The sequence below is a fragment of the Sphingobacterium sp. MYb388 genome (genome assembly GCF_037479535.1).
Taxonomy (GTDB): domain Bacteria; phylum Bacteroidota; class Bacteroidia; order Sphingobacteriales; family Sphingobacteriaceae; genus Sphingobacterium; species Sphingobacterium anhuiense.
Genome location: NZ_JBBGYV010000001.1, coordinates 810,971 through 835,126 on the forward strand (window position 1 = coordinate 810,971; position 24,156 = coordinate 835,126).

The following is a 24,156-nucleotide window of genomic DNA, read 5'->3' on the forward strand; positions in this document are numbered from 1 at the left end:
AAGCTTGATCAAAATCCATCTAAAGTAAAACAACACTTTATTAAACGTTTAGGAGGGAAACCAAAATATATCAAAAAAAAAGCCCATCTTAATTTTAAAATTAAGATGGGCTTTTTTTGATTATAAACTAGTCTAGATCGCTATTTAATTTTTATTAATTTTCCATTTTTCTGTAAATCCACAATGCTGACCACAGCATTGTTTTCATTAGACCATTTATCCGGATTTAAAAATATATTACCCATAGTTGTATTTAATAGATAGACCCAAGCATCTTGCGAACCGTTAACTTTATAGCATGAAATGGTATTATTTTCTTTTCTTAACTCCTTCGTTTTCGCATCATTATAAGTAATATCATAATTCATTTTTAAAGTACCATTTTCAAAGTATTTAAAATTATAAACTTTTAATTCTGTAATAACTTTTAATTCAAAATATGAGTTTGTAGGGACAGAAGTCCAATTTGTAAAGCCTTCCCAGGTTCCTTTAATTTGCTTATTTGTTGATATAAATTTTACTGGAAATTTCTTTGCTGACTGAACAGCAAGATTTGCTGAATAAACGGATTTATTACCGATAGATTTTTCAAAAGTATAGATTTTGGCATTGGAAGAAGACGTCCATTTAGTAGGATTAGTCCATATTTCGTTCAAAGTTATATTTTCGGTCCATAAGTAGTCATCTGACCCGGTATATCGATAAGCCATCAAATTTGTATTAGCATTATTCTTTTGTATTTTCTTTGTTTCTGCTGGATCGTATACAACATTATTCTTAAAAATACCTGATGAAGAGCCTCCAAAGTCTATATTTATCGTAAATATTTCATTATCCAATTTTTTAATACTTAAAATAGGTATAAAATCAAATTCCTTTTTAGAACTCAACCACTCAACCGGCCATTTTTTACTGGTCTCATTGAACTCTTTGAAATAAGGTAATTTAATAGAGGTTTGCGAGAAAGCATTCATGCATGTTATAATAATTGCAAAGAGGAGTGAAAATAATTTTTTCATAATAATGTAATGTTACTAAATTTACTAAAAGATAATTATGTGGATTTTTTGTTTAAAATTAAATCGTAATGGGATGAAAATTTTGACGTAGGAATATTTTTATAAACCATTTTCAAACATATTTTTGTCATGATAAAGGTAAATCATATTGATCTAGATGTTGTAAATATCAAGGGTAGTAATTCGTGTAGTTTAAATATAGTCGACAGGTAGTATATATCGAATATTCCAAAATAATTATTAAAATATTCTGGAGTTGCTAGTTCAGTATTTTCTAAATGCCTAAATAGGACCGCTTGCTTTTCTATTTTGAAAGCTGTTTAAATGGTATGATAACCGCTGTTTGCATCTTATGCATTAATAATATCTTAAAAGGATTAATATTAATATTCGACAGGTTATCTCTTTAATGCTAATTTTGAGCAATAATCTCCTCTGACTTTAAAAGTCCTTAAGAAAAGTAACCTTATCAAATAAATATAGACTCCGAAAACAACTCCATTTATGCACTTTCAAAAAGCTTTTAGTTCATTTAGCAGTTCTTGATAGGGTGCAATATTATTTTCATTCCTTTATAATAATGACCTCATAACTGTCAGTGTAGTAATTATTTATAGATATTACTACCCTTCGTGAAATTTAAACTACCCCTAATACTACTCTCGTAAAACTGCAAGACATGATTTTGCCAACCTATCTTTGCAGAAGAATAAATTATTAAATGAATATGAAAAAATATCTATTGCTTTGTATTGCTTTATTGGCAGCTTTACCAGCTATTTGTCAAATGTCCGATTTAGGATATAAAAAATTAAAACTTGGAATGGCCGTCCAGGAGGCTCGAGAGGTGATTAACTTTAGACTAAAGGATGATATTGCAAAAGTAATATATGAAGGAGTGCCATTGGAATTGAGTTTCCAAGAAAGTGAAGGTCGTCTACAACTTTGGGTAATCACTTCATCATCACCTTTAGTTAGACTTAGTGGTATTGAAACTACATTAATTGGAAAAAATTATAAGCAAGTTAAAGCTTTGTTAGGGAATAAACTTGTTGCTATTGATATGGAAGGACCGTCGAAAACGCATTTTAAATATTATGTTAATAGAAAGTCTATCGAAAATGAATATACAAGCTGTATACTAGAATTTAATGATAAAGGTATTCTTCATAACATGATGTCTGTATTTAATCCCTAACAAGCGATTTAACAATTTCAAAATGATGATCTCTTTCAAATTATAGAAACATTGTAAAGTAGAAAAATTTCAGTTCTGATTTTCTATAAACATTTTAAGCGTTATCCTTACCTAGATTACTATGGGATACTATTGTTGAGGAAATTGAAAAATTAAAATGAATCGATCAAATTTCGCATAAATCATGAAAAGCCATTCTGCCAAGAATGGCTTTTATTTCTTAAATATAATCATCGGCAATAACTTTTTAATGTTATTTTAGAAGGATATTAATGATAGACCCTAACTAACCAGTAACATTCTTTTTAATACTAACTTGATGGGATATGCAGGGTAGCAAACGTCGGACAGGTAATAACATGTATTCAATGAACAGATATATCCTAGTTTTTATTATAGTTCTATCTGGATTACAGGTCTTTTCCCAGTCCACATGCTCCAATACTTCTGACAGTGCCGCGTTATACCCGAAACAATATGGGACTTTCAAAGATTACGCATTTTTGCTTAATGGAAAGCTTATCAAGCGAAAGGCTTTGCTTAATAATCCAGAAGCTAAGCTGAATAATGTTTTCTCGAACAGCATTACGCTGGAAGGTAAACGTTATGCCGGAGCAGTATATTTTCATACGGAAGAGCGGTATGCTCCTCATGTCCGATATGCCGATCAACCGGCCTATTTCATTAATGGCAGACAGGTTAGTCCCTATCAGATCCGGTTGATCAAGTTGGAACTCTATAAGCGGATCTCGAAGTCAGCACAGGATACAACGATAAATGGTGGCCTTTACCGGGGTTCTATACATGTAGATACCGATGAAGATTTTTTTGCAGACCGTATTGCCTTGCCCGATCTTATTGAAAAGTATACCGGTTTAAAACCTGAACTGGTCACCGTTCGTTGGCTCGGTTCTCAAAACCTATATAATAGTGAAAATGATACGGGTACGATAATCCGAAGTAATTTTCCACTGTATTCATTCAAAATCGGTAATTTATCCGTTGAGAAAATAGAGGTAGATCGTGTCCACTTCGCTCAGGGTAAGCGGTATGTGGTTCATCTTAGTGATTACAGTTATAAATGGAGTAAATCTAAAGCTGCATTATTCTTTGAAGAGCCTTTGGCTCTTGATACGGTATTTCCCTGTTATGTTTCGGACTATGATATGCAAGAATATAGTATTTTTACTCACGCAGAAATTGATCCGATGGTCTATAATGGTCTAAATTTTTACCTAAAGAAATTATCATCGACAATGGAACTTCTTGAAGTTAAACCGAGTACGGCTACACAGCCTGATTCGATTACCGTTCAGTTTATCGTGATGAAGAATGGTATGATTACCGCTCTAAGCAGTGTCGAATCAGATAAACCTGGTCATGGAGACATTCTTTCTGCTATAAAAAAAAATGCCTGCGTCTGGTCTCCGGCCATAATGGGCGGCAGACCTGTTTTTTGTCATAAAAAAATGGTGATCTTCTATAGTATAGATAATAAGGGAAATATTCAATCGTTAGATCGTGTTGAATACCGTTATGATCATCATTAACCGAATATAACTCACTGATATTTCAAATTTTGATGAAGCACAATTATTTCGTGCGGATATTAAATAGTTTATTCTCCGCTTTTGTTGCGGTGAATAATGCTTATATTTACCGCATACACTTTAGAAGCGATGGCAGTCTATATACACGAGCGACATAGTTGGACAGATTTCCAATGGGAAGACCAGAAGATACTTAATTTATTAAGCGAAGTTAGACATCTGCAAGGAAAACTTATTGGAAAAGTAGAGTTGCTAGGATTTGAATTACAAGACGAAGCAAACTTAGAAACACTTATACAAGATGTAGTGAAATCATCAGAAATAGAGGGTGAAATACTTAATCCAGAACAAGTCCGCTCTTCAATAGCTACTCGATTAGGATTAGATAATTCAGGTTTGATACAATCTGACCGACATATTGATGGTGTGGTAGAGATGATGTTAGATGCTACACAGAATACAGATAAGACCATAAGTATAGAAAGATTATTTGGCTGGCATGGCGCATTATTTCCAATCGGTAGAAGTGGCTTGTACAAGATTGATGTAGCACAATGGAGAAGTGGAGATATGCAAGTGGTTTCGGGAGGAATGGGAAGAGAAGTCGTACACTTTGAAGGACCTAAAGCTGAACGTCTCGAAGAGGAAATGAAGAGATTCATAGGCTGGTTTAATATGGATTCTAGTATAGATCCAGTCTTAAAAGCTGCTATTGTACATTTATGGTTTGTGACTGTACATCCATTTGATGATGGAAACGGACGTATTGGTCGTGCATTAACAGATATGCAACTATCGAAAGCGGATGGTGTCAATCAACGCTTTTATAGTATGTCTGGGCAAATTAAACAAGAGCGTAAGGAATATTATACGATTCTAGAGAAAACGCAAAAAGGCGATTCTGATATTACCAATTGGGTAGTTTGGTTTTTAAACTGCCTTAAAAAAGCTATTATTGCTTCGAATACGATAATAGATAAAGTCGTGGGAAAACATCACTTTTGGCTACAAAACAATGTTCATATCAGTAATGAAAGGCAACGTATGATGTTGAATAAATTAATGGATAATTTTGAAGGAAACCTGACTTCATCAAAATGGGCAAAGATGACCAAGGTATCGGCTGATACCGCATTACGAGATATTACAGATTTAGTTAATAAAGGTATTTTAATTAAAGCAGATTCCGGTGGCAGAAGCACAAATTATGAACTAAATTGGTAGTCTTTTCATTTTTAACTGACTATAAGATATATCACCTTTTATCAAAATCATAAAAGCCATTCTGCCAAGAATGGCTTTTATTTATTGAATATAATCATCATCAATAACATTTTAATGTTATTTTAGGTGTAGATTAATGATAAACCATTATGCAACTAACCAACAAGATATTATTTAATGCTTATTTGATTGCTTGTGCAGTGCAGCAAACATCGGACAGGTAATAAGATGTTTTCAATGTACAGATATATCCTACTTTTTATTTTAGTCCTATCCGGATTACGGGCTTTTCCGCAATTAGGGTACTTCAACAGTCCAGATAGTGCCGCCATGTTCCCTAAAAAATATGGCGCATTTGAACACTATGCCTTTGTGCTTAACGGAAAGGTTATTGAGCATCAAACGTTGGTTAATAATCCGGAAGCACAGCTAAATAATATTTTCCCTTATCCGATTAGGTTGGGAGGGAGGCGCTATCTTGGAGCCGTATATTTTCATACTGAAGCACGCTATGCGCCTCCAGTTCGAGATATTAATCTACCTGCGTATTTCATCAATGGAACTCAGGTTAGCCCTTATCAGATTCGTTTGATCAAGATGGAATTGTATAAGCGGATCGCAAAGTCAACACAGGATACCACGATAAATGGCATATTGTACCGGGGCTCCATACATGTAGATACCGATGAGGATTTTTTTGCAGACCGTATTTCCTTGCCCGATCTTATCGCAAAGTATACTGGCTTACCGCTCGAAAATGTCATCGTACATTGGAGAAGTTCCACAAACCGTTATAGTTATGAGAATGAAATTGGTAGGATAATCGAAAATAATTTTCCGCTTTATTCATTCAAGATCGGAAATTTATCGGTTCAAAAAGTTGAGGTAGATCTTGTTCGATTTGCCCGGGGCGAACAGTATGTGGTTCACGTTATCGACAATAGCTATAACTGGAGTAATGCTAAAGCAGCAGCATTCTTTGCAGAGCCGTTGGCTATTGATACGTTATTTCCTTGTTATGTGCCAGATTTCGATGTGCAAGATGATGGTCTTTTTACCCATACAGAGGTTCAACCTGCACCTGGTAAAGATCTAAATTTTTACCTAAAGAAATTGTCATCTACAATGGGCCTTCCTACAGTTAAACCGAGTACAGCTACTCAGATAGATTCGATCACCGTCCAGTTTATCGTGCTGAAGGATGGTATGATTGCGAATTTAAAAAGCGTAGAATCAGATAAACACGGTCATGAAGATATACTTACTGCGATCAAAAAAAATGCCTGTCTCTGGTTACCATCCATACAGGGGGGCAGACCGCTGTTATTTAAACGAAAAATGGTGATTTTCTATAGTAAAGATCAAAAGGGAAATATCCAATCGCTAGATGGCCTTAAATATCGCTACAATTTTGTTCAAACCAACAACAAACCATGATCACAGCCTATATGAAGTATTACCAAATATTACTGCTCATGCTGGTTGGTAGCTTTACTGCACGATCGCAGCAGTTAACGACCAGCCCTCTAGACAGTACGCTATTATATCCAAAGCAATATGGAACGTTTGAAAATTATGAGTTTATCTTAAATGGTGCACGCATTGAGAAAGAGGAGTTGCTTAAATATCCGGAGGCCAAGTTTGGGCGGGTATTCGATTATATCCAAGGGCCGAAGCGTAAATATCAAGGCGTTCTGTATCTCCACACACCCTGGTATCCACCTTCACCAGCCGATCACCATGCCGATGATCCTGCTTATTTTATCAATAACATACAGGTCAGCCCCTATGCCATCCGTTCTACATTAGTAGAAGAGTATACTGCTATTAGGCGATCGGAACAGGATACTCTTATTGACGGGATTGTGTACCAAGGTTCAATACATGTGGATACCGATGAAGATTTTTTTGCCAACCGCATGACAATATCTGAGATCGTCAAGAAGTATACCGGTTTACCGCTCGAAAATGTCATTGTACATTGGCGCGATCGCTATTGGGATGCACTTAACCCTGGCGTTATTGTCCAGGATCACTTTCCTTTGTATTATATCAATCCCAAAGGTCTAGAGGAAGTTAAGGTTGACCGTATTCGGTTTGCCGAGGGCGAACGCTATTTTGTACATCTGGTAGATCAAGGGTATCGGTACAGTAATTTAACGGGAAAAGGCTGGAGGACACCTCAAAAGAATTTTGTGGTTTTCTATCACCCTAGGGACTTTGACCCTAAAGCACCCTGTTATATAGCCGATTTTGATATTGCTGGCAAAGATATCCGTAGCCGTGCACAAGGGGAACCTGAACCATCTCTGGGAGAAGCAGCTTATCTGAAAAAGCTCTCTGCTCATATAGGCCTACCTGCTGATCAATCTCAGGCAGAAACCACACGTGATTCGATCCTGGTGCAGTTTATTGTTCTTCATAACGGAGCAATTACTGGACTTGAATCCATTAGCTCGCAAAAGCCAGTTCATGCAAAGTTTCTACAGGCCATCAAGCAGCATTCCTGCGTTTGGACAGCGGCTTGGGAAAATAGGAAAACCTTATATTTTAAACGAAAAATGGTCATCTTTTACAGTGAGGATAATAAAGGAAATATAGTGTCGTTAGATAGCCTTGAATACCGTTATGATGATCATGGACCGCAAAGCTAAGGGTGCGGCATTGGGCTCTTTACATTTGTTGATTTAAATTATCCTTGCCACATTGACTTTAGATGATACAACTTTTTTGCGCAACATCTCAATTTCTTTCGTAAGTGTCATGAAAAATGTTAATTTTATATCCAAGAAATCCAAGAAGTAATCTTTGATAACTAACCTAACCAGTTCAGAACAATTAACCAGATAAACCAAATGTTTAGAAAATTTATAGGAAGACTTATCGGTTGCTTAGGCATCTTATTTTTTGCATTCATTTCATATATTGGTGTTGCTAAATTGCTGAGAGATGTAAATACATATTCGAGTTATGAAAATATAGTAACAGAAAAGAGAGTACTTCAAGATTATAGGGATTTCGATGTATTTGCATTAAATCTTATGGGTTTTAATGGAACTTTAGAAGTATATCAGACTTTTAGAAATTATGACAATCTTAACAGCGAGATAAAAATAGGAGATAAGATTAAAGTATATTACGAGTCGAAAGAATCAAAAAATGTAACACCAAGTTTCTATGTACTTCAAATTGAAAAAAATGATCAGGTAATTGTAAGTAATATCAAAAAAGAGGGAATATGCCTGATAATTATGGGGTTTTTAGCAGTTTCATACATGGTTTTTATTATTTACAGGTATGAAAAATATGGTGAATCAGACGATTTATTACCCCTGATATTTTAAAAAATCACGCTGAATGCATTTTAATCCCTGTTGTTTGTCATCTTCAGGACGCTATCTTTTGGTTAAGATCATTATTGATATGACATAAAGATGTAAGATGAGTTTTCCCCTTTCTGAAAGCCAAAAAATGATGCGATTTTATTTCCCGGTATCAATATGTATTGGGGATAGTACTTTTAGTGTAAGCAGCAACTTTGTAAATGTTGCTTTTAAACTGATCATCAAGCTCTCACAATTTACGATGTATGTGTTGCTAAATATAATTCATTGATAAAGAGTGAAATAGTTTGAAAAATATTTGTGAATTAAATATTTAAAATCTATGTTTGTACTGTTATACCCTCGCACGCCTCTGACTCAAGCGCATCTTGCGAGGTTTTTTTTTGCCTAATTTATGAAATATTCTAAGGAAGCTTTATCTATCGATAAGCAGATTGAGCTTTTGCAAAAACGAGCCTTATCTATTGGTTGTTTAATTCGAGCTGAAAAGTATCTTCAAAATGTAAGTTATTATCGATTGAGTGGTTATATGTTCCATTTACAGACTAAAACTGGAGATACTAAATTTTTGGATGGAACTACGTTTGAAGATATTATCAATCTATATACATTTGATAAAAACCTCAGACGTATTTTTCTTGATTATTTGGAAAGAATTGAAGTAAGTTTTAGAACAAAAATAATAAATACCTATTCAAATCAATACGGATTTTATTGGCATAACAATGATAGTTACTTTCTCAATAAAAATGAATTAAGAGATGAGAAGGAGGAGATTTTAGGTTATCAAAATTATGTTTTGGATTCCATTCGAGTATCATTGAAAGATCCTAAGGAACAATTTCTTAGAGCTTTTAAATTGAAATATACAAGCGAGATACTTCCTCCTGAAAATATGTCTTTTGAAGTACTTTCTTTCGGTAAATTAATTAAGTTATATACCTGCTTAAAAAATGATGAATATAAAAATAGTATCGCTAAAAATTTTAAATTACCAAATGGTAAGTCTTTAGTTAATTGGTTGTTATTTTTAAATGATGTTCGAAATGTTTGTGCTCATCATTCAAGATTATGGAATAGAAAGTTTACGGCAAATAAATTATCATTTCCAAGTAGGGATAAGCACAAAATAATGGGGAATATTCCTGAAAAGGCTAATTCAAATGTATATGGGGCAATAATTGCGATTAACCATTTATTGAATACTTTTAATATTTCAAATTCATTTACGGATAAAATTGAAGAATTGGTGAAAACTCATCAGATTAAAGTCAGCAATTTAGGTTTTCCAGAAGATTGGGAAAAGAGAGCTCCGTGGAAAATTGAATATTTGTCATAAACTTTTTTGTGCGTTTTCAAATGTTTCACCGATTTCATATGGACTTTGTACTTGCAGTTCAATTATTCTTTCAAAATCAAATCTTTAATCATCTTCTTAAAAAATAGCACAAGCTAATCAAGAATCTGATTCGCTTTCAAATTTATTAGCTAATTATCCGTTAACAGTAGCTTGCTGTTCGAATCCAGATTGTACATATTGACAGGAGCAAAACTAAATGGGCTAACATAATATATTCCCACGTTATCGTAAGATTTCTTGTTCTTACGTTTTAAAGGATTATCATTGTTAAAGACTTTTACTAGGCCCGATTTTTCCAGTTTAAAGACCGCATGTTTCAACATACTGGCATTTCCCAGCTGCGCTGCAATATCGTTTCCTTAAATAGTAAAAGCTTCCTACCTAAAAAAGCTACAATAGATTATTTTAAAAATTGTAAATTGGATTGAAACCAGGATTTAATATCTCACTAAAACGGATCTCTTTTGTTGTACGCCGATTCGGGAAGCGCAGTATCAGCTTCCTAATCAGATGGACGGTGCGAAGTGATATGATATTTATTAATTAACTAGTAAGCTTTAAAATATTATTTTTTGCTTTTTATTTATTTTTTAACTAAATTAGTGTAATAATCAATTGTGTTAATTAAATGAAATTTCTTAAAAACCTGAATTTGTATACTACGACAAATTATGAAAAGTTAGCTTTTTTTGGCTTTGTGTTAGCTGGATTTATGCAAGCCCTTGGCTTTACCGTTTTTAATCAGTCCATTGCCCTACTTTACGGAATATTTGTGGGCCTTCAGCTTATTTTATTTTTTGGAAACTGGTATCATTATAGATCGGAGATGACCTGGGTAGTAGCAATTGGTACTTTTATGAGTGTGTTGGGTTTCGCATATTTTTTGTATGATCAGGTTCATCTCAAAAATGATTGGTATTTTCTTCCTTATGCAGTATTAATAGGAGGAGTGATATCAGTTGTTGTAATCGTATTTGTAAAAACAAAAAATATGGGTATGCCCAAATCGGTTTCTAAATTAATTGATTTAAGTGTTTTAGTCTTATTTACCACTATTTATTTAAATGGATTGCTTTCACTTGGTAATATTTTTAATGCCAGACAATTTGTAAAATGGGAACAAGCTAAAATATCAACATTTTGCCTTTTAGTTACTTTCGGTGGTAATTATAATGATGCAGTGTTTGTGAATCCGGATTGGGGTTCAAGATATATGAATCTGTTTTTTATGGAGAATGAAGGAGCTTTTTATGAGGAGATGACTGCTGAAGTAAAGGTCTTTTCCGGGAATTTAGGGCAAGATTATATGTTAAAAACTTATGATAAAGATGAAAAAGAAGATGCTCGCCAGCTTTAAAACGTTTATGGATATTAAATAAATTGATAACTCGCAGAATCTCAATAAGTAAATTTTAAAGTTAAAAAAGTCTCAGATCGAAACAACCTGAGGCTTGAAAATAAACATTGGCCATAAATAAACTACAACTTTTTCAGGATAAAAAAGGGTTCTATCAAACTGATAGAACCCCGCAATCTGTAGATTACTAAATTATAATTGAAGCTCGTGATGAAATTATAAAAAATATTTTTTTGTTCAATGCTCAAAATTAAAAAACAGTGTTTGTACTTATCGATTTCCAGTATTTTCAACATACATAAAAAAACAGCTTTAAGCGGGCGCCTAAAGCTGTTTAAACTTTTATTTTACCTAAATATTTCAGCTCTTATGACAAGCTTTTCCTAATATAGTCATTTGTTTTTTTTGTAAAAAACTATTTAAAAAAAACAGCTCTAAGATATCATCCTAGAGCTGTTTACCGATAAAACTAAATCCTATTACTGATCCACCGTGGATCATTCCTAATATAGCTATTTTAATAAAGAAAAACAAAAAATAAGTTGTTGTTATTAGGTTTAGAACTGTTAAAATACAAATAATTCTCATAACTTCTAAATAATGTTATAATATTCCTTTAAGTTTTTTTCTTATTCCAAAATACCACATTAGAAGGGACATCTTTAAAAAATCAAAGCTTCTTCAAGATTACTCCATGGGTAGTTTCAATTTCTGGATCGGAGGTAGTCTCATACGATAAGATTGGGACTGGTCCATATAATGAAAGAATTGAATCTCCCATTTTCCGTGCAATAAGCTTTCTTGATTTTTTTACTCTTTTGCCAGTTTGCTATCATGGAAAGCATACGCATACGTTCTTCTTCCAAGTTGTGCATAACAACATGATTGAATCTAAGTCAATCTGTACTTGATAGGAAGGACGGTGTAAAAATCGTTTTCTATTTTATTGTTAGTTTAAAATCCCTATTCATTGCGAATAAAGGCTTTTGAACTCTTGAAAATAAATTTTTAAATCCTATTGCGGTTTGATAATTAATTCATTAACTTTATTTTGAAGCCGTCGGAAGCTTCCAATCATATCAAATACATTTAGTCAGTACCCAATGCTGAAAATTCAAGCTCCAGATAATCATTTGGAGCTTTTTTTTGTTTCACACATTGAAAATATAAAAAATCATATTATTTTTAGATCAATAATTTACCTTATTATTTTATGAATATTGAAGCCTTTGGTTTTGCGGACCAAAGGCTTTTTTATTTAATATCTTGGAATTATGAATTATTTAGTTCTTTTGGAATCATTTAATACGATTATTGCCATTTCTTCGCAACAAAAGATTAGCTCAGATACAATTATTTCAATTATAGTGGACTGGGTTACATTGAGGAAAAATAGGGGAGAGAGTTCTGTATGATACAACTAGTGGTGAGTTTAATAGTTATTGTGTTCAATATGAGTAAGATTGAACTTTCTTGTTATACAACATTCGTAAATTTGAGCTTAATTATGTGATTGATTATGTATCTGCTGAAAGTGTATTTAAACTCAAATCTACATATAAATAAGGTATTTAGAGGGGTAATCAAATATTTACAACACAAATAAAAATGAATATTTTTGATTACCTTCAAGGTATCAAACCGTGTCAGAATGAGGGTTAAATATCTTTCAAATAAATGCCTGCTCAATATCTCTATTCTTATATTATTCGCTATCCTGTCAATTGGTTATTCCCAAGCACAAACATCAGATGATAGTATTGAAAGAAGGGTAGAAAAAGATATAGTCTGGATAAAGCAATGGACCAAATCAAATGTTCCTGATTTTCATTTAGTGAAAATCTTGAGCATGATAAATAGCGTCAATATTGCGAAAGAAGAAAAAGACAGTATTTTATATTTTTATCCGATTCCTCATTGGGGAGGTATGAATACAATTATTGCCCAACCTAATTTCCAGAGTCTAAGTCCATCTGAGTTATTTACATATTGCATGATTAACTATGAATGGTATAATCAAAATTGTAGTGGAAGAATAGTAACAAAGGAAGATGAACCACAATTATATGGCACTTTTTATAGAAAGTATAGGGAATTTGTGTGGAGCGATAGGCAATTGAATGCTTTAAAGCAGCATAGAGATACCATATTTCATCTTTTGCGTAATGTTATAAGTAAGGATGGCTTTATAGGGACTAATTCTTTACTTATGATGGAATCCCTGAATTTTAGAGAAGGTATTCCTATTGTATTGGAGCAATTGGATAAAAAGGAGAATAATGATTTATATACTTTGCTCATGTTATTCATGATGAAGGGGGATTATGCTAAATTCAAAAAAACAACAATTTATGAAGATATCTATGGCCCTGAATCCCATATTCGAAGTGCAATCGATAATTCTCAGGAAAATAGAGATTTAATACGAAATATGGCGAAATCATTTTTTGAACAAAATGATAAATAAAGATTTAAGGACGTGGGAATTATTTCCAAGTTATCGACATTAGCTTAGAGAATTCCTTTTCAGGCAATTACTTCAATTTATTTGCTAACGATTGTGTTATCAGCGATTCTTAATATTCCAAAAGTCATAAGCTCAAATATTCACGTACAATCGGCAAATCAGCTTCCGCCCACTACCCGGAAATTCCCATTTCATCGGAAGCTTCATCGTCGCAGAACGTTGACAGATTAACACTTTATTATTATGTTCAATTATGGCACAGGTTATTTGTAGCATGGTGGCTTAAAGGTACTATATATTCCACTATGGTCAAAAAATGATTCTAATTTTAGAAATTATCGTTTAATAGCATTTTTCTAGGAATGTATACCGCCATTGGTATAGAAGCTGCTAATAATGCAGTTAAGTAAATGTTTTTCTCAGCTCCGATGCCTAAAAGTAGGATGATTCCGCCAATAAAAATTGCTACAAATAATACACCCGTCAATGCTAGATCCGCAAAAATATTGAATCGTTTCATCAATATTGGTGATAGTGGCTTTAGTTGGATTTTTAATCCTCTTCTAGAATTGTAAGCCTCAACTATATACTCCTTTAGATTTGAAAGTAGCTTTTTGAATGAGATTTTGTCTAAATGTTTTTCTGCATATTTCGCAATAATTGCAGTGATAATGTCTTTAGCTAACGAAATTATCCATGAATAAAAGTGTTCCATAATTGATTTATTTTTAGAATATTATAAAAAACATATAGGAGAAATAGACAAATATTTAAGAGCTCGCTTAGAGTGATATTAAAACTATTAGCAATATAATTGGTCAAAAATCTAAAATCTTATTCATCTATCATGGAATCCCAATAATCGGCATCTAATTTTTTAATCTCGATCGTTTGTTCCACTTGCATACCTAGACTATACTCGTAAATATAGCTTGCAAGTTGCTTTCCATTTATTAAGATAATGGTAGTCGAACCATTTAAACTATTAGCATAGTCAATAGCACCTTTTGAGAAACTTGATGTTGTTATGAATACTCCTTTATTAGATTGTGCTACAGCCAGAGCTCCGACAAATTTCTGGATATCTTCTCTTCCAATTATGGAGTCTGTTTTATACCGTTTGGCTTGCAGGTGAATTCTACCGAATCCTAAGATGTCTTCTTTTATAATCCCGTCTATACCTCCGTCATTTGAATATTTGGTCAAAAAACCAGAATTCTTTATTGCACCACCATATCCCATCTTTTGCAATAGCTGTAAAACTAGTTGTTCAAAAGCGGCAGGTGTTTTTGAAAGAATCGTTTCCAGTATCTCATCAAAAATAGATTCCTTTATGCTTTCAAATGAAGCATACAATTCTTCTTGGGGTGTATTATTTGAAAGTGATTGTTCTTTGATATTTGAAGTGAAATCACTTTTATTTTTACTTCTTACAGGTTCTCTTTTTTTTAATTCATTGTCAATATATGAATCAATCAATTCCGGAGTTAATAACAGATCTTTGCCTTTCTCGTTAATGTTATAAACGCCACGTTTCGGCTTATCCAATAGTCCTCCCATATTTAGGTAGCTCAGCGCCCAAGAAATACGGTCGTAGAAAATGTGACCATTTCCAGAAGGGTACATTTCGTTTACTGCATCGTCAGAGAGTTTATAATGTCCTGCTAATGGTTCAACGAAATCACGAAGTTTCATTGTCCCCTTAGTATTCAATAGTTCCATAATCGGAACGCGCAACTCATCGTGTTTAGGTAATGGCAGTGCCTTCATTGTTCTTCTTTAAAATACAATAGTAATTATTTTAATTCAAAAATATCTCAATAAATTTTTTTTCTTGAAAATACCATCTTTTCGTTAAAGGATTGATTTTTTGCAGGAAAGGTTTCCTTTCTAAAAACACATAAAAAAATTAAGCTGAAAATCTATATTCGCGTTATCAGATTATAAAGCCTAGATTTTATTACTATTGTAATCTATGTAATCTTAACCTCCTTTGACCTTGACCTCCTCCCTAAAAACTTGAGTATTTAAAGGTAGGGAATTCCGGATAGAATTACTAATTTTAAATAGGAGGAAAAACGACGAAAAGATCGAAATTATGCTTCGCATGAGCTCCCTTGGGTCGGTTTACCGAAGCTCAAATCGCCTTTGCGATTAAGCAGTCTGAGACGGGTACCCGGGTGTCAGTGAGGCGACATTCTACAATTGGAAGAAAAAATACGGAGGTCTGGGTATCTCCGAACTTCGAAAGCTGCACCAACTAGAACAAGAAAATGCTCAGCTGGAGAAACTTGTTGCAGATCTGAGTTTGGATAAGCAGATGTTGCAGGATGTGTTAAAAAAAAGTATTAAGACCTTCTCAGCGCAGAAAAATATTGAAGGGATTAGTTGCTGACTATCGCGTTTCATTGCGGAAAGCATGCGAGGTATCACTACTAAGCACTTCTGTTTGGTACTATAAAGCCCGCCGCCGCGAAGATCTTTCATTACGCTTAAGGATACGTACTATAGCCGAAGCACGGGTACGTTATGGGCTCTGGCGTGTTTATATTCTTTTACGTCGCGAAGGCTGGTCTGACAATCATAAACGTGTTTATCGGATCTATAAGGAAGAAGGTCTGAACTTAAGGAGTAAACGCCCTAGACGCTGCAGAGCAGCCTCTCATCGTTCTGAAAGACGTTCATTTTCCAATTTACATGACTGCTGGAGTATGGACTTTGTCGCGGACGCACTGTTCGACGGGAAGAAAATCCGTTGCTTAACTATAGTGGATAATTATAGTCGCAAATGCATGGTAATCCATGTTGGACAGGGTATAGAAGGCTATCAGATTGTAGAAGTTCTGGAAGAAATGAGGTTGTTTAAAGGAACTAAACCAAAGAAAATTCAAGTGGATAATGGGTCTGAGTTTATATCAAAAGAAATGGACAGGTGGGCCTACGAACAAAAAGTTGAACTCGTTTTCTCCAGACCTGGAAAAACAACTGATAATGCGTATATTGAGTCGTTCAACGGAAGCTTCCGAGACGAATGCTTAAACACCAATTGGTTCCTTTCGTTGGAGGATGCTAAGCTGAAAATTGAAGACTGGAGAAACGAATATAACACCTTCAGACCCCATACTGTTTAAGGGATTTAACACCTGAAATGTTTATTGAAAAACAGGACAAAACAGCAAATTTTTCTAATTTACAATGCTGTTGAAATTTGGAGGAGGTCACTTTATTACAGTTTTCCGTATTTAAATGTCTCTAATTTGAGTATATTCAGTCAACTTATTATAATCGTTGTTATTAGAAATCATCATAAGTCAAATTTAATATGATTAACCAATACCAGGCTAAATATTACGCTTACGAATTATCAAAAAAAGCGGCATCAGATAACGCTGAGAAATTTGGAGCAACCTTAATGGATGCAAAAGTAGAATTAAACCCTCATCAAGTAGAAGCTGCACTTTTTGCGTTTAAATCACCTTATTCTAAAGGAGCTATTCTTGCAGATGAGGTAGGATTAGGGAAAACGATTGAAGCAGGAATATTATTGAGTCAAAAATGGGCGGAAGGCAAACGCAAAATTTTGATTATATGTCCATCTTCTTTACGTAAACAATGGGTAAACGAATTGGAGGATAAGTTTTCTTTGGAATCTGAGGTTTTAGATATAATATCGTTTAATAAAAAAACCAAAAAAGGAATCAAAAATCCTTTTGATGATGGCAAAACGATCAAAATATGCAGTTACCAATTTGCTAGAAAAAAAGCAGAGGAAATTCAATTGACTTCATGGGACTTGGTGGTCTTAGACGAGGCACATTACTTACGTAATGCCTATAAATATGGTAATGTCACAGCACAAACTATTCAAAATGCTATTCGTGATTATAAAAAGGTACTACTAACAGCTACACCATTACAGAATAAATTGGATGAGTTGTATGGTCTTGTTTCTTTTATAGATCCTGAAATATTTGGAGATATTAAGTCTTTTAGACGTAATTATGTGTTGGAATCTGGTCAACAAGATACAGAAGGTTTAAAACAGCGTCTTGAAAGTGTTGTTCATAGGACGCTAAGACGTGATGTGAAAGAATTTATTAATTATCGTGATCGTTTTCCCATTACAGAGCAATTTACTCCATCTGCAGAAGAACAGGCTTTATATGATCATGTATTAGATTATTTACGACAGGATAATACCTATGCTTTTCCGCCTGCACAAAAACATTTGATGCAATCTGTTATTTTTAAACTATTAGGCTCTTCTAGTTTTGCTATTGGTAGAACTTTAGAAGCTTTATTAAAGCGATTGAAGCAATTGTTGGAAGATGCAAAAATTGTCGAAGACGATTTTTATGAGCTGTTTTTGGAAGAATATGAAAATTTAAATGACGAAGTTGACGAGTTAGATGAAGACGAGTTAGATGATCGTCCAGAAATAACTATCGAGGATAAAATTGCTATAGAGGAAGAAATTAAACAGCTCGAAAATTTTCTTACATTAGCTAATTCTATTGAACATAATGCAAAAGGCGAAAAGCTATTAGTTGCTTTAGATAAAGGGTTTGAAAAGTTACATGAAGTTGGAGCAAAGCAAAAAGCTTTAATTTTTACTGAATCAACCAGAACACAGCAATATTTGTTTGAACGCTTGTCGAAAGAGAAATATCAAGGTAAAATTCTTTTATTCAACGGGAATAATAGTGATTCGATTTCCAGTCAGATTTATAGAGATTGGTTATCAGACGATAAAAATGCGCGGAAGATTACTGGCTCTAAGGCAGTGGATATTCGTCAAGCTTTGGTTGATGCTTTTAGAAGTGATGATTATGACATTATGATTGCTACTGAAGCCGCTGCTGAAGGAATTAATTTACAGTTCTGTAGTATGATCGTGAACTATGATTTGCCCTGGAATCCGCAACGTGTAGAACAGCGCATTGGTAGATGTCACCGTTATGGACAAGAGTTTGATGTAGTTGTAGTAAACTTTTTAAATGCTTCTAATATTGTTGAAGCCAGAGTATTTGAATTGTTAGATTCTAAATTTAAATTATTTGAAGGTGTTTTTGGTTCTTCAGATGAGGTTTTAGGAAGTATTGAAAGTGGTGTTGACTTTGAAAAGCGAATCATTGAGATTTATAAGCAATGTCGTACCAAGGAAGAAATTGAAAACTATTTTAATCAGCTCCAAAAGGACTTTGAAGAAGAAATTGATCAAAAAGTAAAGGCTGTACAATCAAAGCTGTTTGATCATTTTGAAGCCAGTGTGATTGATAAGTTGAAAATATCCCTTTCAGAAACAAAAGTTTTTATAGAGAAATTTGAGAAATGGCTTTGGGAATTGACCAGGTTTTATCTTAAAAACAAAGCAAAATTCATTTACGATGATTTTAGTTTTATTCTGGATAACGGAGAAACGTATACTCTGAATAAGAAGCGAGAAGACGCTAAACGCTTCTTGGTTAATGGTCCTGTAGCACAAAGAATTATTGGTCAGGCTAAAAGTGAAGAAACACCTGCAGCACATTTAGAGTTTAATTTGAGTTCAGCTAAAGTGAATAATTCAGCAGTTGATAAACTTAAATCAAAAAAAGGCGTATTGAAAATCAGTAACTTAGAAGTTAATTCAGTGATTGAAAGTCATAGCGTATTGCTTTTTTCGGGTTCTACAGAAGCAAATGAGGTTTTAAATGATGATATTTGCCGCTATATATTAGGTTTACCTTCTTCTGTTTTAGCAAATAACTTGCAGCATGATATCGATATAGAAGAATTACATTTAAAAGTTAAAACAAGTCGCCTTAGTCACTTAGAAGATACCGATGCATTGTTGATGCAGCGAGAGTTTAAGAAATTTAATAACTGGGCGGATGATCGTATTTTCTATTTAGAGAATGAGTTAAAAGATGCCAGGAGGGAAGAAAAAGAGATAGACCGAAAAGCGATGCAAGAAGGATTATCATCTAGTGAAGCATTGCAATTACAAGAATATCTTGCAAAAGCAAAAAGAAAAGTAAGCCGATTGAAGCGTGAAATGTTTGATCGAGAAGACGAAATCGACGAAGAACGTGATCAATTGATTGCAGAAGCCAAACAAAAGTTAAACAGAACAATAACAGAAGAAGAAGTGTTTACCATTTCTTTTGAATTGATATAATATCCAATGAATAATTATAATAAGCTTCAAGAAGTTTTAAAGGAAATATTTGAGATGGATAAGGCGGATTTAGATTTCGGAATCTATCGCATTATGAATCAGAAACGGGGACAAGTGATGGATTTTATAGACCGGCATTTGCCACAAGATATCAAATCCATTTTAGCGCTTACGCAATCCAAAGATGGTGTAAGTATTCAAGCAGAATTAGACAAAATGGGTGCTGCACTTGATGCCGCTGGCGTAGCTAGGGAAACAGCACCTAATTATATTGCCTTAAAAAGTCAATTAGAAAATGCTATTGATACCAATGCCCTAGAACAAGAGGTATTTTCGCATTTAGCAAATTTCTTTAAGCGTTATTATAAAGATGGTGACTTCATTTCCTTACGTCGCTATAAGAAAGATGTCTATGCTATTCCGTACGAAGGCGAAGAAGTGAAATTGCATTGGGCGAACCATGACCAGTATTATATCAAAACATCTGAATATTTGAAGAATTACACCTTCAATTTAAAAAATGGTAAGAAAGTTCATTTCCAACTAAAGGAAGCATCAACCGAGCAAAATAACAATAAAACACAAGGTGATGCAGAACGTCGTTTTGCGATATATGAAGAAGAACCAGTAGAAGTAATTGATGGAGCATTATACATCAACTTTACTTACGAACAACATAAAAAAACAGTAAAGCAGGCGGATTTGGCAACCAAAGCTTTTGAGGTAATCCAAAACAACATTCCTGCTGAATTTGCTTTAGCCTTTGATAAAGCACCAACGGAGAAAAACAAAAGTCGTACGCTGGTAGAAAAGCATTTGAATGACTTCATCTCCCGTAATAGTTTTGATTATTTTATTCATAAAGATTTGGGTGGATTTTTATCGCGTGAATTGGATTTCTACATTAAAAACGAAGTCCTGTTTATTGATGATATCAATACTGAAAATCCAGCACATTTTACGGCTCAATTGTCAAAGATAAAAGCCTTAAAAACGGTAGCAAGTAAGATTATAGCATTCTTGGCACAGATAGAAGATTTTCAAAAGAAACTGTGGCTGAAGAAGAAGTTTGTTATTGCTACAAATTATTGTATTACGATAGATCGTATCCCAGAAAAATACTATTCTGAAATTGTAGCCAACCAAGCCCAATTGGATGAATGGAAAGTGTTATTCGATGTTACTATTCCATCATCGGAGGGCGAGGCTCTCGAGACCCTGGGGAACGAGCCCTATTTAGTGCTTGATACCAAACACTTCTCCGAAGAATTCAAAGACAAACTATTAGCCGAGTTTGACGATTTAGATGAAGAAACCAACGGTGTATTAATCAATTCTGAGAATTTCCAAGCATTGAATGTGATGCAAGAAAAGTATCAGGAGAAAATATCAGCTGAGATAATTGATCCTCCATATAATACAGGAGGAGATGGCTTTATATATAAAGATTCGTTTAAAAGCTCATCTTGGTTATCATTTATGAAAGAAAGATTGGAATTAGGAAAATATTTACTTAATGATTCTGGAAATATTTCTATCAATATTGATGAAAATGAAGATGTGAATCTTAGTAAGCTTGTTAATATTGTTTTTGGTGACGAAAATAACTTAGGTAAAATTACTTGGGATAAAAGAAATCCTAAAGGTGATGCCAAAGGTATTGCTACTCAACACGAATACATTCAAATTGCCAATAAAAATTTCAATATATCAAAATCAATTGAAAACTTCTTAGTTAAGGATAAAAATAACGCAGAAGAATTATTAAAAAAAGCAGCTTCAATTGTAAAAAAACATAAAGGCGTAACGGAAGAAGCAAAAAAGGAATATAAACAATTTGTTAAGCAACACGGATTGCTTTCAGGGGGTGAAAGAGCATATAATACATTAGATGATGATGGAGAACCGTTCCAGGCAGTATCAATGTCGTGGCCTAATAAAGAAAAAGCACCAGAAGATTATTTTATTCCATTAATACATCCTATTACTAAAAAAGATTGTCCTATTCCAAATAAGGGATGGAGGTATCCTTCTGTATCTATGAAGAATCTATTAGACAAGAATTTAATTGTATTTGGTAAAGATGAATCTACACAGCCAAGAAGAAAATATTTGTTGAGGGATAATTTAACCGAAAATTTAAGTTCATTATATTATTTAGGAGGAAGTGATGATAAATTATTTAAAGATTTAGGAATTGAATTTCCAAATCCAAAACCTTTGATTGAAACAAAGTATCTAATTGAAAGTTTAACTAAACATCAAGATAATCCAATTATTCTGGATTACTTTGCTGGCTCAGGTACTTTAGGACATTCTATACTACAGTTAAATAAAAAATCTACAGCAAAAAAATACAAGTATATTTTAGTAGATATGGGTAGTTACTTTGATAGTACATTAAAATACCGAATTAAAAGGGTTACCTATACTGATAATTGGAAGGACGGTAAGCCACAGGATAAAGCTGGAATATCGCAGATATTCAAATACCATGTGTTAGAAAGCTATGAAGATGCTTTAAATAATTTGGTGTTAAAACAACCAGAGGGTTTATTGAATTTTAGCGAAGCAGGACAAGAAGAGTATTTACTAAACTATATGTTGGATGTAGAAATACAAGATCATTTGTTTAATATTCAACTGTTCAAAAATCCGTTCAATTATCAATTAAAGGTAACAGAAAACAATGAGTTGGTGCCTACAAACGTAGATTTGGTGGAAACCTTTAATTATCTTATCGGTATGTATGTATCTCGTGTACAGCGTATCAAAGATATTAAAGTCGTAGAAGGAAAAACACGAGAAGGTGAGAAAACTTTAATCATTTGGCGTAATACTGAAACTACATCGCATGATGAGGTTGCTACGGTATTCCGTAAATTGTATGATGGTGTTCGCTCGTCAGAGTTTGGCCAAATCTATATCAACGGAGATCATCATTTTGAGAATATGCGTACAGGAGATGATGTTTTTAAAGTGAAATCTATAGAAGAAGCCTTCTTTAAGCAAATGTTTAATATTTCAGAATTGTAAAATTAGCATAATAAAATAAACTTATAAGTTGATTTCATGGAAATAGTTGATATATTTGCAGAAAGATTATTCGCTTTTCGTTATGCTGGAGAAGCAGATAATGAATACGATAGGTTATTAGATCTATGGGGGGATATGGAATATGTTTACAATTTCCTAAAAGAGAATAAACAGGATATTCCAAAACATAGAACCATTTCTCAAATTGCGGGGTATATTATAGATGATGCTATAGAAATAGATAAAACTTTAATTGATATAACTGAAACAGAAGATAAATTACTTAGTCACTTTTTCAAACCTTTACATAACTTAGAAAGTGGGGCAAGAATTTTATCCTTACAAAAAGGAAGACAATTTTGTTTGAGAATATATGCAATTAAAATAGACGAGGATACTTTTGTAATAACAGGTGGAGCCATTAAGTTACCCTTACAGCATTTAATGGAGGATAAAGATCATACAAAAGTAGAATTACAAAAATTAAATAAAGCCCAAGATTACTTAAAAGAAATGGGCATTTACGACAGAGAATCATTTTTTGAATTTCTAAACGAAAATTAAAATGACGAACAAAGAAAAGTTTTTAGCTTTAGTATCTAAAGAAGAAACAAAGACCGTAGAAAGAGCAAAGGCAAGAATTGCGAAGAAAGCTTACACAAGAATTTCTAATAGAATAGCAATTTCTATTTTATCCCGCTTAGATGAGTTAAGTTGGAAACAAAAAGATTTAGCTGAAAAAATGGAAGTTTCGCCTCAGCAAGTGAACAAATGGGTAAAAGGAAACGAAAACTTTACTTTAGAAACATTAGTGTTGTTAAGTAAAGTATTAGCTATTGATCTTATTACCGTAGCAACTCCAAAGGCAGAAGCAATTAGGGAAGGAGCGAAATTCAAATATTCAGAAGATTATTCGATTACAACATCTATTAAACAGTTAAAGCCTATAATTACAATGAGTGATGATAGACTTTATGAAAATAACTATCAAACGGCATAAACAGTATGAGTTCAAAAAAGTTGCCAATACCTTTTAAAATAGTTAAAGTAGAAGAAAATCAATTTTCTATTTTTGAAGAGACACTTGCTGTCGCAGAACCTATTCAGCAACAAATTGGTTTCGGTTTTGGTGCCGATGCAGCAAACAATATAATTGCTTTGGCTATGGAATTTGTTTTACACAAACAAAATCAGCCATTAGTAAAATTAGAAATTACGTGTTATTTTGAAATCGAAAAACAAGTATTTCAAGACAAATTATTAGCAGACGATGAAGTCGTATTGCCATTTAGTTTTGGAAAACATTTAGCAATGTTAACTACGGGTACTGCTCGTGGTGTATTGTTTTCAAATACTAAGAATACAGAATTTAATAAATTCATTATTGGTTTAGTAGATGTAGATAAAATGTTTATAGAAAATATCCATATTAAATTGTAAT

Annotated in this window: 17 protein-coding genes and 1 pseudogene; 15 read left to right on the forward strand and 3 right to left on the reverse strand. The window is 33.4% G+C overall.

Annotated elements, in window-relative coordinates; all coding sequences use genetic code 11:
* Nucleotides 1-140: 140 nt before the first annotated feature.
* Nucleotides 141-1,019 carry a hypothetical protein gene (locus WH188_RS03665; protein ID WP_132771185.1) on the reverse strand — a complete coding sequence of 293 codons (879 nt, stop codon included), beginning with the start codon at nucleotides 1,017-1,019 and terminating at the stop codon, nucleotides 141-143.
* A 727-nt stretch (nucleotides 1,020-1,746) separates the two neighbouring features.
* Between WH188_RS03665 and WH188_RS03670 the strand changes: the two genes are divergently transcribed.
* The 9 genes from WH188_RS03670 to WH188_RS03710 all read left to right on the forward strand — a co-directional run bounded on the left by WH188_RS03670 (nucleotide 1,747) and on the right by WH188_RS03710 (nucleotide 13,519).
* Complete coding sequence (locus WH188_RS03670) at nucleotides 1,747-2,217, forward strand: hypothetical protein (protein WP_132771186.1); 471 nt, start codon at nucleotides 1,747-1,749, stop codon at nucleotides 2,215-2,217.
* A gap of 368 nt (nucleotides 2,218-2,585) precedes the next feature.
* The gene (locus WH188_RS03675; RefSeq protein WP_339423284.1) at nucleotides 2,586-3,767 is read left to right on the forward strand and encodes a hypothetical protein; all 1,182 of its coding nucleotides are present in this window, start codon (nucleotides 2,586-2,588) and stop codon (nucleotides 3,765-3,767) included.
* A 96-nt stretch (nucleotides 3,768-3,863) separates the two neighbouring features.
* On the forward strand, nucleotides 3,864-4,991 hold the full coding sequence (locus tag WH188_RS03680) for a Fic family protein (RefSeq protein ID WP_339423285.1): 1,128 nt from the start codon (nucleotides 3,864-3,866) through the stop codon (nucleotides 4,989-4,991).
* Nucleotides 4,992-5,228: 237 nt separating this feature from the next.
* Nucleotides 5,229-6,428, forward strand: a complete 1,200-nt coding sequence (locus tag WH188_RS03685; RefSeq protein ID WP_339423286.1) for a hypothetical protein — start codon at nucleotides 5,229-5,231, stop codon at nucleotides 6,426-6,428.
* A gap of 11 nt (nucleotides 6,429-6,439) precedes the next feature.
* Nucleotides 6,440-7,645, forward strand: a complete 1,206-nt coding sequence (locus WH188_RS03690) for a hypothetical protein (protein WP_339423287.1) — start codon at nucleotides 6,440-6,442, stop codon at nucleotides 7,643-7,645.
* A gap of 201 nt (nucleotides 7,646-7,846) precedes the next feature.
* A complete protein-coding gene (locus tag WH188_RS03695; protein WP_339423288.1) occupies nucleotides 7,847-8,335 on the forward strand; it encodes a hypothetical protein in 489 nt (162 codons plus the stop codon).
* Nucleotides 8,336-8,729: 394 nt separating this feature from the next.
* Nucleotides 8,730-9,674, forward strand: coding sequence for an Abi family protein (locus tag WH188_RS03700; RefSeq protein WP_339423289.1), 945 nt, complete (start codon nucleotides 8,730-8,732; stop codon nucleotides 9,672-9,674).
* Between the two features lie 649 nt (nucleotides 9,675-10,323).
* A complete protein-coding gene (locus tag WH188_RS03705; RefSeq protein ID WP_339423290.1) occupies nucleotides 10,324-11,052 on the forward strand; it encodes a hypothetical protein in 729 nt (242 codons plus the stop codon).
* Nucleotides 11,053-12,703: 1,651 nt separating this feature from the next.
* Complete coding sequence (locus WH188_RS03710; protein WP_339423291.1) at nucleotides 12,704-13,519, forward strand: hypothetical protein; 816 nt, start codon at nucleotides 12,704-12,706, stop codon at nucleotides 13,517-13,519.
* 328 nt (nucleotides 13,520-13,847) lie between these two features.
* Here WH188_RS03710 and WH188_RS03715 read toward each other — a convergent pair whose 3' ends face one another.
* Both WH188_RS03715 and WH188_RS03720 read right to left on the reverse strand, forming a co-directional pair.
* Nucleotides 13,848-14,234: a hypothetical protein gene (locus WH188_RS03715; RefSeq protein ID WP_339423292.1), complete on the reverse strand. Its 387-nt coding sequence runs from the start codon at nucleotides 14,232-14,234 to the stop codon at nucleotides 13,848-13,850.
* A 119-nt stretch (nucleotides 14,235-14,353) separates the two neighbouring features.
* Nucleotides 14,354-15,289, reverse strand: coding sequence for a restriction endonuclease (locus WH188_RS03720; RefSeq protein ID WP_339423293.1), 936 nt, complete (start codon nucleotides 15,287-15,289; stop codon nucleotides 14,354-14,356).
* 347 nt (nucleotides 15,290-15,636) lie between these two features.
* On the opposite strand from WH188_RS03720, the pseudogene WH188_RS03725 reads away from it, so the two are divergent.
* The 6 genes and pseudogenes from WH188_RS03725 to WH188_RS03750 all read left to right on the forward strand — a co-directional run bounded on the left by WH188_RS03725 (nucleotide 15,637) and on the right by WH188_RS03750 (nucleotide 24,155).
* Nucleotides 15,637-16,724, forward strand: a pseudogene (locus WH188_RS03725) (IS3 family transposase).
* 207 nt (nucleotides 16,725-16,931) lie between these two features.
* Nucleotides 16,932-19,679: an SNF2-related protein gene (locus WH188_RS03730; protein WP_339423294.1), complete on the forward strand. Its 2,748-nt coding sequence runs from the start codon at nucleotides 16,932-16,934 to the stop codon at nucleotides 19,677-19,679.
* Between the two features lie 6 nt (nucleotides 19,680-19,685).
* Nucleotides 19,686-22,715 (forward strand): site-specific DNA-methyltransferase, encoded by a 3,030-nt coding sequence (locus tag WH188_RS03735; RefSeq protein ID WP_339423295.1) that lies wholly within the window; start codon nucleotides 19,686-19,688, stop codon nucleotides 22,713-22,715.
* A 36-nt stretch (nucleotides 22,716-22,751) separates the two neighbouring features.
* Complete coding sequence (locus WH188_RS03740; RefSeq protein ID WP_339423296.1) at nucleotides 22,752-23,279, forward strand: hypothetical protein; 528 nt, start codon at nucleotides 22,752-22,754, stop codon at nucleotides 23,277-23,279.
* A 1-nt stretch (nucleotide 23,280) separates the two neighbouring features.
* The gene (locus tag WH188_RS03745) at nucleotides 23,281-23,715 is read left to right on the forward strand and encodes a helix-turn-helix transcriptional regulator (protein ID WP_339423297.1); all 435 of its coding nucleotides are present in this window, start codon (nucleotides 23,281-23,283) and stop codon (nucleotides 23,713-23,715) included.
* Between the two features lie 5 nt (nucleotides 23,716-23,720).
* The gene (locus WH188_RS03750; protein ID WP_339423298.1) at nucleotides 23,721-24,155 is read left to right on the forward strand and encodes a hypothetical protein; all 435 of its coding nucleotides are present in this window, start codon (nucleotides 23,721-23,723) and stop codon (nucleotides 24,153-24,155) included.
* Nucleotide 24,156: the final 1 nt, after the last annotated feature.